Source organism: Streptomyces katrae, from assembly GCF_002028425.1.
Classification (GTDB): domain Bacteria; phylum Actinomycetota; class Actinomycetes; order Streptomycetales; family Streptomycetaceae; genus Streptomyces; species Streptomyces katrae_A.
Genome location: NZ_CP020042.1, coordinates 2,196,686 through 2,211,572, shown reverse-complemented (window position 1 = coordinate 2,211,572; position 14,887 = coordinate 2,196,686). Strand labels below are relative to the sequence as shown.

12 protein-coding genes are annotated in these 14,887 nt (G+C 71.3%); 11 read left to right on the top strand and 1 reads right to left on the bottom strand.

Annotated features, from left to right (window positions below):
* The first annotated feature begins 48 nt into the window (after window positions 1–48).
* The 9 genes from ftsW (at window position 49) to B4U46_RS10020 (ending at window position 8,729) form a co-directional block, all read left to right on the top strand.
* Complete coding sequence (ftsW, locus tag B4U46_RS10065) at window positions 49–1,410, top strand: putative lipid II flippase FtsW (protein WP_079426106.1); 1,362 nt, start codon at window positions 49–51, stop codon at window positions 1,408–1,410.
* Window positions 1,411–1,416: 6 nt separating this feature from the next.
* The gene (gene murG / locus B4U46_RS10060; RefSeq protein WP_079426104.1) at window positions 1,417–2,508 is read left to right on the top strand and encodes an undecaprenyldiphospho-muramoylpentapeptide beta-N-acetylglucosaminyltransferase; all 1,092 of its coding nucleotides are present in this window, start codon (window positions 1,417–1,419) and stop codon (window positions 2,506–2,508) included.
* A 23-nt stretch (window positions 2,509–2,531) separates the two neighbouring features.
* Window positions 2,532–3,371 (top strand): cell division protein FtsQ/DivIB, encoded by an 840-nt coding sequence (locus B4U46_RS10055; protein WP_079426101.1) that lies wholly within the window; start codon window positions 2,532–2,534, stop codon window positions 3,369–3,371.
* A 280-nt stretch (window positions 3,372–3,651) separates the two neighbouring features.
* Complete coding sequence (ftsZ, locus tag B4U46_RS10045; protein ID WP_079426098.1) at window positions 3,652–4,854, top strand: cell division protein FtsZ; 1,203 nt, start codon at window positions 3,652–3,654, stop codon at window positions 4,852–4,854.
* A complete protein-coding gene (gene pgeF, locus B4U46_RS10040) occupies window positions 4,851–5,582 on the top strand; it encodes a peptidoglycan editing factor PgeF (RefSeq protein WP_079426096.1) in 732 nt (243 codons plus the stop codon). The genes ftsZ and pgeF overlap by 4 nt, the downstream gene beginning before the upstream one ends.
* A gap of 3 nt (window positions 5,583–5,585) precedes the next feature.
* Window positions 5,586–6,305, top strand: a complete 720-nt coding sequence (locus B4U46_RS10035) for a YggS family pyridoxal phosphate-dependent enzyme (RefSeq protein ID WP_079426093.1) — start codon at window positions 5,586–5,588, stop codon at window positions 6,303–6,305.
* 149 nt (window positions 6,306–6,454) lie between these two features.
* Window positions 6,455–7,072, top strand: coding sequence for a cell division protein SepF (locus B4U46_RS10030; RefSeq protein WP_045949551.1), 618 nt, complete (start codon window positions 6,455–6,457; stop codon window positions 7,070–7,072).
* Window positions 7,073–7,132: 60 nt separating this feature from the next.
* Window positions 7,133–7,429 (top strand): YggT family protein, encoded by a 297-nt coding sequence (locus tag B4U46_RS10025; protein WP_079426090.1) that lies wholly within the window; start codon window positions 7,133–7,135, stop codon window positions 7,427–7,429.
* Window positions 7,430–7,511: 82 nt separating this feature from the next.
* On the top strand, window positions 7,512–8,729 hold the full coding sequence (locus B4U46_RS10020) for a DivIVA domain-containing protein (protein WP_079426087.1): 1,218 nt from the start codon (window positions 7,512–7,514) through the stop codon (window positions 8,727–8,729).
* A 367-nt stretch (window positions 8,730–9,096) separates the two neighbouring features.
* Here the strand turns inward: B4U46_RS10020 and ileS are convergent, their stop codons facing one another.
* The gene (gene ileS, locus B4U46_RS10015; RefSeq protein WP_079426084.1) at window positions 9,097–12,243 is read right to left on the bottom strand and encodes an isoleucine--tRNA ligase; all 3,147 of its coding nucleotides are present in this window, start codon (window positions 12,241–12,243) and stop codon (window positions 9,097–9,099) included.
* A 600-nt stretch (window positions 12,244–12,843) separates the two neighbouring features.
* Between ileS and B4U46_RS10010 the strand changes: the two genes are divergently transcribed.
* On the top strand, window positions 12,844–14,247 hold the full coding sequence (locus B4U46_RS10010) for a TraR/DksA family transcriptional regulator (protein ID WP_311736926.1): 1,404 nt from the start codon (window positions 12,844–12,846) through the stop codon (window positions 14,245–14,247).
* A gap of 67 nt (window positions 14,248–14,314) precedes the next feature.
* The gene (gene lspA / locus B4U46_RS10005; protein ID WP_079426081.1) at window positions 14,315–14,884 is read left to right on the top strand and encodes a signal peptidase II; all 570 of its coding nucleotides are present in this window, start codon (window positions 14,315–14,317) and stop codon (window positions 14,882–14,884) included.
* Window positions 14,885–14,887: the final 3 nt, after the last annotated feature.

Below are 14,887 nucleotides of genomic sequence, written 5' to 3'. Positions count from 1 at the left end.
CCCTCCGGCCGGCTGCTCGCCCCGTACGAGTGGAGGGGAAGATCACAGATGCCGGCCAAACAGATGCTGCCGGGACGGCGGCCCTCCGCCGTCAAGGCGCAGGGCCGCAAACGTCCCGCCGCCGGTTCCGGGCGGCCCGCCCGGCGCGGGCCGCTGGAGCGGCTCAGGCGTACGCGGCGGCAGTTGACGAAGGCCTGGGACCGCCCGCTCACGGCGTATTACCTGATTTTCGGCAGCTCCTTGCTCATCACCGTGCTCGGCCTGGTGATGGTCTACTCGGCGTCCATGATCAAGGCCCTCCAGCTGGGCCTGGGGGACGCCTACTTCTTCAAGAAGCAGTTCCTGGCCGCCGCCATCGGCGGCGTCCTGCTGTTCGCCGCCTCCCGCATGCCGGTCAAACTGCACCGCGCCCTGTCCTACCCGGTGCTCGCGGGCACCCTGTTCCTGATGGTCCTGGTCCAGGTCCCCGGGATAGGGGTCTCCATCAACGGCAACCAGAACTGGATCTCCCTGGGCGGCCCGTTCATGCTCCAGCCCAGCGAGTTCGGCAAGCTGGCGCTGATCCTGTGGGGCGCCGACCTGCTGGCCCGCAAGGGGGACAAGGGCCTGCTGACCCAGTGGAAGCACCTGCTGGTGCCGCTGGTCCCGGTCGCCTTCCTGCTGCTCGGGCTGATCATGCTCGGCGGGGACATGGGCACCGCGATGATCCTCGGAGCCGTCCTGTTCGGCCTGTTGTGGCTCGCCGGGGCGCCGACGCGGATGTTCGCGTGCGTGCTCCTCTTCGCGGGTGTGATCGTCGCACTGCTCATCAGGACCAGCCCGCACCGCATGGACCGGCTCGCCTGCCTCGGGGCCACGGACCCGGGCAAGAACGACCTCTGCTGGCAGGGCGTCCACGGGATCTACGCCCTCGCATCCGGCGGATGGTTCGGTTCCGGTCTCGGGGCGAGTGTGGAAAAATGGGGGCAACTGCCCGAAGCCCATACCGACTTCATCTTTGCCATCACCGGTGAGGAACTGGGCCTGGCGGGGACGCTGTCGGTGCTCGCCCTGTTCGCGGCCCTAGGCTATGCGGGTATCCGCGTGGCCGGACGCACGGAGGACTCCTTCGTACGGTATGCCGCGGGAGGCGTGACCACCTGGATCACGGCCCAGGCCGTGATCAACATCGGTGCGGTGCTCGGTCTGCTGCCGATCGCAGGGGTGCCCCTCCCGCTGTTCTCCTACGGGGGGTCCGCCCTGCTGCCGACCATGTTCGCGGTCGGCCTGCTCATCGCGTTCGCGCGGGAGGAGCCGGCGGCGCGCGCGGCGCTCGCGATGCGACAGCCGGGAGCCGGCTGGCGGCGGAGCGGGCCGATATGGAAGTCGATGAGACGGCGCGTCAAGAGGCGTCCGTCCGGAGAGCGGTGAATTTCGGTGCATGTCGTACTCGCCGGTGGGGGGACCGCCGGCCACATCGAGCCGGCGCTGGCCCTCGCGGACGCCCTGCGCAGGCAGGACCCGACCGTGGGCATCACCGCCCTCGGTACGGAGCGCGGCCTCGAGACCCGCCTCGTGCCCGAACGCGGCTACGAGCTGGGCCTGATCCCCGCCGTACCGCTGCCCCGCAAACCCACCCCGGAGCTGATCACCGTCCCCGGACGGCTGCGCGGCACCATCAAGGCCGCCGAGGAGATCCTGGTCCGCACCAAGGCCGACGTGGTCGTCGGCTTCGGTGGCTACGTGGCCCTGCCCGGCTACCTCGCCGCCAAGCGGCTCGGGGTGCCGATCATCGTCCACGAGGCCAACGCCCGGCCCGGACTGGCCAACAAGATCGGCTCCCGCTACGCCCACGCCGTCGCCGTCTCCACCCCCGACAGCAAGCTCCGCGGCGCCCGCTACGTGGGCATCCCGCTGCGCCGCTCCATCTCCACCCTCGACCGCGCCGCCGTCCGCCCCGAGGCGCGGGCCGCCTTCGGCCTCGACCCCAACCTGCCCACGCTGCTGGTCTCGGGCGGCTCCCAGGGCGCGCGCCGGCTCAACGAGACCATCCAGCAGGTCGCGCCGACGCTCCAGCGCTCCGGGATCCAGATCCTGCACGCGGTCGGCCCGAAGAACGAACTGCCGCGTGTCGACAACATGCCCGGGATGCCGCCCTATGTCCCGGTACCGTACGTGGACCGGATGGACCTCGCGTACGCCGCCGCCGACATGATGCTGTGCCGCGCGGGCGCGATGACCGTCGCCGAACTCGCCGCCGTCGGACTGCCGGCCGCCTACGTACCGCTGCCCGTCGGCAACGGCGAACAGCGGCTCAACGCCCAGCCGGTGGTCAAGGCCGGCGGCGGCCTCCTCGTCGACGACGCGGAACTGACGCCCGACTGGGTGCTCGGCCAGGTCCTGCCGGTGCTGTCCGATCCGCACCGCCTGTACGAGATGTCCCGCGCCGCCGCCGAGTTCGGCCGCCGGGACGCCGACGAGCTCCTCGTCGGCCTCGTCCACGAGGCGATCGCGGCCGCACGCGGGTAACCGCCGACCCAGGAGGCACAGGAGTGGCCGGAGCGACGACGGCACGACGCGGGGCGTCCGGCCGGGCGGGCGGGGGCGGAAAGGGTGCGGGCGTGCCCAAACCGCCCCGGCCGCCCAAGTCGCCCAAGGGCACCGGCCCGCGCGGGTCCGGCGGCGGGAGACCGCGCCGGGTCCGCCTGCTGGTGACCCTCGCCGCCGTGGCGCTCCTCGCCGGGGGCGTCACCTGGGCCCTCTACGGATCCTCCTGGCTGCGCGTCGAGAAGGTCACGGCCTCCGGCACCGAGGTGCTCACCGCCGAACAGGTCCTCTCCGCCGCGGCCGTGCCCGTCGGCGCGCCCCTGGTGAGCGTCGACACCGACGAGATCGCGAGCCGGGTGCGCGGCCGGCTGTCCCGCATCGATTCGGTCGATGTGGTGCGGGCCTGGCCGCACGGGATCGGGCTGAAGGTGACGGAGCGCAAACCGGTGCTGCTCATCAAAAAGGGCGCGGACTTCGTCGAAGTGGACGCGAAGGGTGTGCGGTTCGACACCGTTGCGAAAGCACCCGCCGGCGTTCCGCTCCTCGAAATGGCCGCGGAACGCTCGCCGAGCGCCCGCCGCTTCGACGAGGAGCGGTTGCTGCGGGAGGCGGTGGGCATCGCGGGGGGCCTTCCCGACGCAGTCGCGAAGGAGACGTTGCAGGTCAAGGTACGGTCGTTCGACTCGGTCGTACTGGAACTGACGAAGGGCCGCTCCGTGGTGTGGGGGAGCGGCGACCTGGGTGAGGCCAAAGGCCGGGCGCTGACCGCCCTGCTGAAGGCCGCGCCCAAGGCCGACCACTTCGACGTGAGCGTCCCCACCGCCCCCGCGGTGTCCGGGAGTTGACGTCGGGTCGAGGCCCGACGCACCCTGGTTGGCCACCGATACGGGTGATCACATAGGGTGAAAAGAAAAACGGGAGGTTCGGCGTGTTCGTTGAACACGCGCTACTTGTCGACTTAGTGTCCTGTTCGGAAGAGTCCAAGGAACAGGCACATCCATAACCCTAAACTTCAGGGTTAGGGTTCGGGTCGGCGCGTACGGACCGTCCCACATTTCGGCATCAGTCGTCGCACCGCAGGCCCGCGAGGCGGCGACACGTAACTCGAGGCGAGAGGCCTTCGACGTGGCAGCACCGCAGAACTACCTCGCAGTCATCAAGGTCATCGGTGTCGGCGGCGGTGGTGTCAATGCCATCAACCGAATGATCGAGGTCGGTCTCAAGGGCGTCGAGTTCATCGCCATCAACACCGACGCCCAGGCGCTGTTGATGAGCGACGCCGACGTCAAGCTCGACGTCGGCCGCGAACTCACCCGGGGCCTCGGCGCCGGAGCCAACCCGGCCGTCGGCCGCAAGGCGGCAGAGGACCACCGCGAGGAGATCGAGGAGGTCCTCAAGGGGGCCGACATGGTCTTCGTGACCGCCGGCGAGGGCGGCGGCACCGGCACGGGCGGCGCGCCCGTCGTCGCCAACATCGCGCGCTCGCTGGGCGCCCTGACGATCGGTGTGGTCACCCGCCCGTTCACCTTCGAGGGCCGGCGCCGCGCGAACCAGGCGGAGGACGGCATCGCCGAGCTCCGCGAAGAGGTCGACACCCTCATCGTCATCCCCAACGACCGCCTGCTGTCCATCTCGGACCGCCAGGTGTCGGTGCTCGACGCCTTCAAGTCGGCCGACCAGGTCCTGCTCAGCGGCGTCCAGGGCATCACCGACCTGATCACCACCCCGGGTCTGATCAACCTCGACTTCGCCGACGTCAAGTCCGTGATGTCCGAGGCCGGCTCGGCCCTGATGGGCATCGGCTCCGCCCGCGGCGACGACCGCGCCGTGGCCGCGGCCGAGATGGCGATCTCCTCGCCGCTGCTGGAGGCGTCCATCGACGGCGCCCGCGGCGTGCTGCTCTCCATCTCCGGCGGCTCGGACCTCGGTCTCTTCGAGATCAACGAGGCCGCGCAGCTGGTGAGCGAGGCCGCGCACCCCGAGGCGAACATCATCTTCGGCGCCGTCATCGACGACGCCCTCGGCGACGAGGTCCGCGTCACGGTCATCGCGGCCGGCTTCGACGGCGGCCAGCCCCCGGCCCGCCGGGACAACGTGATCGGCGCGGCGTCCACCAAGCGCGAGGAGCCGGCCCCCGCGCCGGTCCGCGCGCCCGAGCCGGTCCGCCCGGCCTTCGGCGGACTCGGCACCGTGACCCCGCGCGAGGAGCCCCCGGCCCCGGTCGAGATCCCGGTCGAGCCGGCGCCCGCCCCGCCGCAGGTCCCCACGGCCCGGCCCTACCAGGACAGCCCGGCCGAAGAGCTGGACGTTCCGGACTTCTTGAAGTGACGCTGGAGCAGCATCACGAGAGCGGCGCCCACTTCGCCTTCACCGACCGGTGGGGCGGGGTGAGCGCCGTTCCGTACGAGGAGCTCAATCTCGGCGGCGCGGTCGGCGACGACCCGGCCGCCGTTCGCGCGAACCGGGCGGCCGCCGCGAAGGAGCTGGGCATCGACCCGGACCTGGTGGTCTGGATGAACCAGGTGCACGGACGGGACGTGGCCGTGGTCGACGGCCCCTGGGGCGCCGCCGCCGACATCCCGTCGGTGGACGCGGTGGTGACCGCCCGCCGGGGGCTCGCCCTCGCCGTGCTCACCGCCGACTGCACCCCCGTGCTGCTGGCCGACCCCGTGGCCGGGGTCGCCGCGGCCGCCCACGCCGGGCGGCCCGGGCTGGTCGCCGGGGTGGTGCCCGCCGCCGTCGAGGCGATGGCCGCCCTCGGCGCCGACCCCGCGCGGATCGTCGCCCGTACCGGACCCGCCGTCTGCGGGCGCTGCTACGAGGTGCCGGCCGAGATGCGGGAGGCGGTCGCCGAGGTGGTGCCGGCCGCGTGGGCCGAGACCAGCTGGGGGACGCCGGCCGTGGACGTGGTCGCCGGGGTGCACGCCCAGCTCGCGGAGGCGGGGGTGCCGCAAGGCCACCGTTCCCCGGTCTGCACACTGGAGTCGCGGGACCACTTCTCGTACCGCCGCGACCGGGTGACCGGGCGGCTTGCCGGATATGTCTGGTTGGACTGACTGATGACGGATCGTAAGTCCGAGCTCGCGGAGAACCTCGCGCGGGTGGAGGAGCGGATCGCGTCCGCCTGTGCGGCGGCGGGCCGGAAGCGGGAGGAGGTGACCCTCATCGTGGTCACCAAGACCTACCCCGCGACCGACGTACGACTGCTGGCGGACCTGGGGGTCCGTCATGTGGCGGAAAACCGGGACCAGGATGCCGCCCCCAAGGCGGCGGCCTGCGCGGATCTGTCATTGAACTGGCACTTCGTGGGCCAGTTGCAGACGAACAAGGTCCGTTCCGTGGCCGGATACGCGCACGTGGTGCAGTCGGTCGACCGGCCGAAGCTCGTCACCGCCCTCTCGGCGGCCGCGGTGGCGCACGGGCGGGAGATCGGCTGCCTCGTGCAGATCGCCCTCGACGCCGAGTCGGGGGAGCGCGGGGCCCGGGGCGGTGCCGCACCCGAGCAGCTGGCCGAGTTGGCGGACCTCGTCGCGGCCGCACCGGGGCTGCGGATCGACGGTCTCATGACCGTCGCCCCCCTCGCCGGTCGCTACGCGGGGCGCGAACAGGCGGCCTTCGAGCGGATGATGGAATTGTCATCAGGCCTGCGCGCGGACCATCCGGCTGCCACGATGGTGTCGGCTGGGATGAGCGCCGACCTGGAACAGGCCGTGCTGGCGGGTGCGACACATGTACGCGTCGGCACTGCGGTACTCGGCGCGAGACCCCGGCTCGGGTAACGTCGCCAAGAAAGTCGGACCACAGCAGAAAATATGGTCATTTCCGCAGATGAGCGGACAGACCACGTGGATCGCGGGCAGTTGGTGACTTTGGTGACACGGCGACACCTGCGACAGGGCGATCCACCACAGAGCGGAGGACTCGGAGAATGGCCGGCGCGATGCGCAAGATGGCGGTCTACCTCGGCCTCGTGGAGGACGACCGGTACGACAACCCGGGGTACGACCCCGATGACGAATTCGAGCCGGAGCCGGAGCCCGAGCGCCCCCGGGAGCGGGAGCGGCGGCAGCAGCCCGTGCACCAATCGCCCGTAACGGACGAACCGGTACGAGCGGTGCAGCCGCCGGCGCCGCGCGAACCCCTCCCAATTCCGTCAGAAAACGGACGTCCCGCGCGAATTGCCCCCGTGGCATCCATCACACCTGACCGCACCAACCTGGAGAAGAACGCCCCCGTGATCATGCCCAAGGTCGTCTCCGAGCGGGAGCCGTACCGCATCACGACGCTGCACCCCCGGACCTACAACGAGGCCCGTACCATCGGGGAACACTTCCGTGAGGGCACTCCGGTGATCATGAATCTCACGGAGATGGACGACACCGATGCGAAGCGTCTGGTCGACTTCGCGGCCGGTCTCGTCTTCGGTCTGCACGGCAGCATTGAACGCGTGACACAGAAGGTGTTCCTGCTGTCGCCTGCTAACGTCGATGTCACGGCGGAGGACAAGGCCCGCATCGCGGAGGGCGGGTTCTTCAACCAAAGCTAGACCGATCCGTCAGATACGGGACCGGGAACAGAGCGGGAGCAGGGGAGAGGGAAGCGCGGGATGGGCATCGCACTGCAGGTGGTCTACATCGCGCTGATGTGCTTCCTCATCGTGCTGATCTTCCGACTGGTCATGGACTATGTGTTCCAGTTCGCACGTTCATGGACACCCGGCAAGGCGATGGTGGTCGTTCTGGAGGCCACCTACACTGTCACCGATCCACCGCTCAAACTCCTTCGGCGGTTCATCCCGCCGTTGCGTCTCGGGGGCGTGGCGCTCGACCTGTCCTTCTTCGTTCTGATGATCATCGTTTACATCCTCATCAGCTTCGTGAGCACCGCTGCGAGAAGCGTGTGAACGATGAGCTCCCCCGCGCCTGCGGGGACAGTCCCGATACGGTCCTGCCGACTGCCGACGACTACGTAGAGGTGAAGAAGACATGCCGCTGACTCCCGAGGACGTGCGGAACAAGCAGTTCACGACCGTCCGCCTGCGAGAAGGCTATGACGAGGACGAGGTCGATGCCTTCCTCGACGAGGTCGAAGCCGAGCTGACGCGCCTGCTGCGCGAGAACGAGGACCTGCGCGCGAAGCTGGCCGCCGCCACGCGTGCCGCCGCGCAGAGCCAGCAGCAGGCCAACATGCGCAAGCCGGAACCCCAGGACCAGCGAGGCCCGGGCGCCCCCGTGCCGGCGGCCATATCCGGCCCGCCGCAGCAGCAGCAGCCGCAGATGGGCCCGCCGCAGCTGCCGGGCGGCCAGCCCCAGCTGCCCCCGGGCCCCGGCGGACACGGACCGCAGGGTCCGGGCCCGATGGGCGGCCCCATGCAGCAGCAGTCCATGGGTGGCCAGCACCCCATGGCGCCGCAGCAGCAGATGGGCCAGCAGCAGATGCAGCAGCAGATGCAGCAGCAGTCCATGGGCGGCCAGAACCAGCTCGGCCAGCCCATGGGGCAGCAGATGCAGCCCATGGGTCAGCAGATGCAGCCGATGGGCCAGCAGATGCAGCCCATGCAGCAGCCGCAGCTCCCGCAGCAGGGCCCCGGTGGCGACAGCGCCGCCCGCGTCCTGTCGCTCGCCCAGCAGACCGCCGACCAGGCGATCGCGGAGGCCCGCTCCGAGGCCAACAAGATCGTCGGCGAGGCCCGTTCGCGCGCCGAGGGCCTGGAGCGGGACGCCCGCGCCAAGGCCGACGCGCTGGAGCGGGACGCGCAGGAGAAGCACCGCGTCGCGATGGGCTCCCTGGAGTCCGCCCGCGCCACGCTGGAGCGCAAGGTCGAGGACCTGCGGGGCTTCGAGCGCGAGTACCGTACGCGTCTGAAGTCCTACCTGGAGTCGCAGCTGCGCCAGCTGGAGACCCAGGCCGACGACTCCCTGGCCCCGCCGCGCACCCCGGCCGGCCCGGCCCTGCCGCCGTCGCCGTCCCCGTCGATGGCTCCGGCCGGCGCGATGGGCATGGGCGGACCGTCCCCGATGGGCGGCCCCTCGCCGATGGGCGGCCCCTCCCCGATGAGCGGTGCTCCGTCCTACGGCGGGCAGCAGCAGATGTCCCCGGCGATGACGCAGCCGATGGCTCCGGTGCGGCCGGCCGCTCCGCAGCCGATGCAGCAGGCGCCGTCGCCGATGCGGGGCTTCCTGATCGACGAGGACGACAACTGACGTAGCCGTCGGCAGTCTCTACGGGCCGGGCCCGGTTCCCCTGAGGGGGACCCGGGCCCGGCCCGTTTCCCGTCCCCGGGGCCGGAGGTCCGCTGCGCGGGGTGAGGTCCCCCACCCGCCCTTCGCCCGTTCCCTGGGGCTCCGCCCCAGACCCCGCGCCTCAAACGCCGGCGGGGCTGGATTTGCCCTGCGGGCAATCCAGCCCGCGCGGCGTTTGAGCGCACGTACAGGGCCCGGGGCGGCGCCCCGGGTTCTTTCCAGCCGCACCGGCGATTGAGGCGGGAACGGAGGAAGGGCGGGGCGGGGAGAAAGCACGAAAGCGGCGCCCCCCCCGCACGGGGAGGGCGCCGCTTCGGTGGGCCGAGGGCTACGCCTTGCGGAGGCGGAACGTCAGGGCGAGGGACTCGTCCTCGAAGGCGGAGCCGTACGACGCGTCGGCCTCGCCGGAGGCGAAGTCCGTCGCCAGGACCTCGTCCGCGATCAGGGCCGCGTGGTCCGTGAGGGCCGTGACGACCTCCGGCGACGTGGACGACCAGCGCAGGGCGATGCGGTCCGCGACGTCCAGGCCGGAGTTCTTGCGGGCCTCCTGGATCAGGCGGATCGCGTCACGGGCCAGGCCCGCCAGCCGCAGCTCCGGGGTGATCTCCAGGTCGAGCGCGACCGTCGCACCGGAGTCCGAGGCCACCGACCAGCCCTCGCGCGGGGTTTCGGTGATGATGACCTCCTCCGGGGTGAGGGTCACCTCCTCACCGTTCACAGTCACGACCGCCGAGCCGGAGCGCAGGGAGAGGGACAGGGCGGCGGCGTCGGCCGCGGCCACCGCCTTCGCCACGTCCTGCACGCCCTTGCCGAACCGCTTGCCCAGCGCCCGGAAGTTCGCCTTCGCCGTCGTGTCCACCAGCGAGCCGCCCACCTCGGAGAGGGAGGCCAGGGAGGAGACGTTCAGCTCCTCCGTGATCTGCGCCTGGAGCTCCGGCGACAGCGCGTCGAAGCCGGCCGCGCCCACCAGCGCGCGCGACAGCGGCTGGCGGGTCTTGACACCCGACTCGGCGCGCGTCGCACGGCCCAGCTCCACCAGGCGGCGGACCAGCAGCATCTGCTGCGACAGCGCCGGGTCGATCGCCGCCGTGTCCGCCGTCGGCCAGGTGGACAGGTGCACCGACTCCGGAGCGTCCGGCGAGACGGGGACGACCATGTCCTGCCAGACCCGCTCCGTGATGAAGGGGGTCAGCGGGGCCATCAGGCGGGTGACCGTCTCGACGACCTCGTGCAGCGTGCGCAGGGCCGCCTTGTCGCCCTGCCAGAACCGGCGGCGCGAGCGGCGCACGTACCAGTTGGACAGGTCGTCCACGAACGCGGACAGCAGCTTGCCGGCGCGCTGGGTGTCGTACGCCTCCATCGCCTCGGTGACCTCGGCGACGAGCGAGTTGAGCTCGGACAGCAGCCAGCGGTCCAGCACCGTGCGGTCCGCCGGCGCCGGGTCGGCCGCCGAGGGGGCCCACTCGGACGTGCGGGCGTACAGGGCCTGGAAGGCGACGGTGTTCCAGTACGTGAGGAGCGTCTTGCGGACGACCTCCTGGATGGTGCCGTGGCCCACGCGGCGCGCCGCCCACGGGGAGCCGCCGGCCGCCATGAACCAGCGCACCGCGTCCGCGCCGTGCTGGTCCATGAGCGGGATCGGCTGGAGGATGTTGCCCAGGTGCTTGGACATCTTGCGGCCGTCCTCGGCGAGGATGTGGCCCAGGCAGACCACGTTCTCGTACGCGGACTTGTCGAAGACCAGCGTGCCGACCGCCATCAGGGTGTAGAACCACCCGCGGGTCTGGTCGATCGCCTCCGAGATGAACTGCGCCGGGTAGCGCTTCTCGAAGATCTCCTTGTTCTTGTACGGGTAGCCCCACTGCGCGAACGGCATCGAGCCCGAGTCGTACCAGGCGTCGATGACCTCCGGCACGCGGACGGCGGTCAGGGAGCAGCCCTCGGCGGTGCACGTGAAGGTCACGTCGTCGATGTACGGGCGGTGCGGGTCCAGGGCGGAGTGGTCCTGCCCGGACAGCTCGCTCAGCTCCGCGCGCGAGCCGACGCAGGTGAGGTGGTTCTCCTCGCAGCGCCAGATCGGCAGCGGGGTGCCCCAGTAGCGGTTGCGGGAGAGCGCCCAGTCGATGTTGTTGTTCAGCCAGTCGCCGAAGCGGCCCTGCTTGACCGACTCGGGGAACCAGTTCGTCTTCTCGTTCTCCCGCAGCATCGCGTCCTTGATGGCGGTGGTGCGGACGTACCAGGACGGCTGCGCGTAGTAGAGCAGGGCCGTGTGGCAGCGCCAGCAGTGCGGGTAGCTGTGCTCGTAGGCGATGTGCTTGAAGAGCAGGCCGCGCGCGTCGAGGTCGGCGGTCAGCTTCTCGTCGGCCTTCTTGAAGAAGACGCCGCCGACGAGCGGGACCTCCTCCTCGAAGGTGCCGTCGGGGCGGACCGGGTTCACGACCGGCAGGCCGTACGCGCGGCAGACCGCGAGGTCGTCGGCGCCGAAGGCGGGGGACTGGTGGACCAGACCGGTGCCGTCCTCGGTCGTGACGTACTCGGCGTTCACGACGTAGTGGGCCTCGGCCGGGAACTCGACGAGGTCGAAGGGGCGCTGGTAGGTCCAGCGCTCCATCTCCTTGCCGGTGAAGGTCTGACCGGTGGCCTCCCAGCCCTCGCCGAGGGCCTTCTCCAGCAGCGGCTCGGCGACCACCAGCTTCTCTTCGCCGTTCGTGGCGACGACGTACGTGACGTCGGGGTGGGCGGCGACCGCCGTGTTGGACACCAGGGTCCAGGGGGTGGTCGTCCAGACCAGGAGCGCGGCCTCGCCGGCGAGCGGGCCGGAGGTCAGCGGGAAGCGGACGTAGACGGAGGGGTCGACGACCGTCTCGTAGCCCTGCGCCAGCTCGTGGTCCGAGAGGCCGGTGCCGCAGCGCGGGCACCAGGGGGCGACGCGGTGGTCCTGGACCAGCAGGCCCTTGTTGAAGATCTCCTTCAGCGACCACCACACGGATTCCACGTACTCGGGGTCCATGGTCCGGTAGGCGTCGTCCAGGTCGACCCAGTAGCCCATACGGGTCGTGAGCTCGGTGAACGCGTCGGTGTGGCGGGTCACGGACTCACGGCACTTGGCGTTGAACTCGGCGATGCCGTACGCCTCGATGTCCTGCTTGCCGTTGAAGCCGAGCTCCTTCTCGACGGCGAGCTCGACCGGCAGGCCGTGGCAGTCCCAGCCGGCCTTGCGGGCCACGTGGTAGCCGCGCATCGTGCGGAAGCGGGGGAAGACGTCCTTGAAGACGCGGGCCTCGATGTGGTGCGCGCCGGGCATGCCGTTCGCGGTGGGCGGGCCCTCGTAGAAGACCCACTCGGGGCGTCCCTCGGACTGCTCCAGCGTCTTGGCGAAGGTCTTGCTCTCGCGCCAGAAGTCGAGGACGGCGTGCTCGAGGGCGGGCAGGTCGACCTGGGCGGGTACCGGGCGGTACTGCGGCGGTGTGGTCATGAGGCTGAACTCTTCCTCCGGCGGGTGTGTCACTTCCGTCCGGAGGGACGAGAGCGCGTGCTGCTCCCGCGGTACCACCCTCCTTGGCCTCCGGACGGGTCCGGCGGCCCCCTCATTGGGGTGCGAAGCCGGTTCTACCGGCCCTACGGGGATCCCGTGCGGGCTTTCTTCCGGCGGCTCCGGGGTGATCCTTCACGTCGCGCTCGCCCCCGGGCTCTCACCGTCCCCGGGTCGCTCCTGGCTGCGTCCGACGCTACTCGTCCCCATCCATGCCTTTCGCTGCGCCCAGTGTACGGGCCGGGGCGCGGGTCGGCAGACCGGTTTTCGGCGGGGCGCGGCGCAACGGGTCGAGGGAGGGGCGGGGCGTGACCCGGACGGCGGGACGCGGCGGCCGGGGATCCGCGGGGTCGGCGGGACGGATTACGGGGGCTCCCGCTGGGCACAACGGATGCAGGTTGACCTCGATGGACGCGTGCCCCGTTGCCGTGGGGTCGGAGCCGATTTATCGTTCCGGCACGATTTGGCTAAAAAGGCCACATCCGGTGAAAAGGGGCCGCGGCCATGGTGGCGAAGAAGACGGCGACACGGGAGGTGGCTGCTGTGCCAGGCTCCACGGCTGCCGCCGAACGGGCCGCGCCGGCGAAGAAGGCGGCGCCCGACGGGGTCCCGGTCGGCAAGGCGATGGCGAAGAAGACCGCGTCCCTGTCTGCCGGGGCTCCGGCGGAGCAGGCGGCCGCCAAGAAGACCGCGGCCAAGAAGGCCCCCGCGAAGAAGGCGGCCACCGAGAAGGCGGCGGCGGGGAAGGCGGCGGCGGGGAAGGCAACGGCGAAGAGGACCGCGGCCGAGGGCGCGACGGCCGAGAACCCGGTGGCCAAGAAGGCCGCGGCGAAGAAGACCACGGCCGGGAAGGCGGTCGCCAAGAAGGTCCCGGCCGAGAAGGCGGCGGCCAAGGAGCCGACGGCCGGGAAGGTGGCCGAGAAGGCGGCGGCGAAGAAGACAGCGGCTGGGAAGGCGGCTGCCGAGAAGCCGGTGGCCAAGAAGGCCGCGGCCAAGGAGGCGGTGGCCGGGAAGGCTGCGGCGAAGAAGACGGTGACCAAGGAGGCGGTGGCCGAGGAGGCGGCGGCGAAGAAGACAGCCGCCGGGAAGACGACGGCCGAGAAGCCGGTGGCCAAGAAGGCCGCGGCCGGGAAGGCTGCGGCCAGGGAGGCGGTGGCCGGGAAGGCTGCGGGGAAGAAGACCGCGGCCGGCAAGGCGACAGCCGACAAGCCGGTGGCCGACAAGCCGGTGGCCGACAAGCCGGTGGCCGACAAGCCGGCGGCCGAGACGGCGCCGGTCGGCCAGGCCCCGGACAGAGAGGCGCCGGCCGGGCAGGCGGTGGTGAGGGAGGTCCCGGCCCAGGCGGCTGGGGTCGGGAAGGCTCCTGCTGGGAAGGCGGCCGGTGTGGCCGGGCGGGGGACGGGAAAGGGCGCGGCCGGGGCGGCCGTGGCCGAGGGGGCGGCCCCGGCCGCGCGGAAGACGGGAGCTCGGAAAGTGGTTGCCAAGAAGACCGCGGGCACGGCCCGCAAGACGGCCGACGACACCGCCGGCGGCCTCGCGGCCGCGACCCCGGGCGAGCTCGCCGTACGCCCCGGGGAGGAGCCCTGGACCGCCGAGGAGGTCGCGGAGGCCCGTACGGAGCTGCTCTCGGAGGTGATGCGGCTGCGCGTGGAGCTGGAGGCCTCCGAGATGGCCATCTCGGGCCTGATGCGGGACTCGGGCGACGGCGCGGGCGACGACCAGGCCGACACCGGCACCAAGAACATCACCCGGGAGTCCGAGCTGGCCCTCGCGGCGAACGCCACCTCGATGCTGGAGCAGACCGAGCGGGCGCTGGAACGCCTGGAGGCGGGCACGTACGGGCTCTGCGAGAACTGCGGCAAGCCCATCGGCAAGGCCCGCATGCAGGCCTTCCCGCGCGCCACGCTGTGCGTGGACTGCAAGCAGAAGCAGGAACGAAGGCACTAGCCAGGGGGTACGCACACTGACGTACTCTCGTGTCTCGTCGGGATCGAGCTAGTTTCGAGGGACTCACGTGGCAGAGGCGGAGCGCATCATCGGTACGCCGGAGGTCGGGGACAACGCCGAGCCGCAGTCGGAGCCCGCCGTGCCCCGGGGGCGGCGGCGGCGGATCGCGGCGCTGCTGGTCGTGGCGGTGCTGGCGTACCTGCTCGACCTCGGCAGCAAGATGCTGGTCGTGTCCCGGCTGGAGCACCGGCCGCCGATCGAGATCGTCGGCAACCTGCTGAAGCTCGACGCGATCCGCAACCCCGGCGCGGCCTTCGGCTTCGGCGGGGCCTTCACGATCATCTTCACCCTGATCGCGGCGACCGTGATCGTGGTGATCGTGCGGCTGGCCCGCAAGCTGTACAGCCTGCCGTGGGCGATCGCCCTGGGCCTGCTGCTGGGCGGCGCGCTGGGCAACCTGACCGACCGGATCTTCCGCTCGCCGGGCGTGTTCCGGGGGGCCGTCGTCGACTTCATCGCGCCGGCCCATTTCGCCGTGTTCAACCTCGCCGACTCGGCGATCGTGTGCGGCGGGATCCTGATCGTCCTGCTGTCGTTCAAGGGCCTGGACCCGGACGGCACCGTCCACAAGGACTGACGG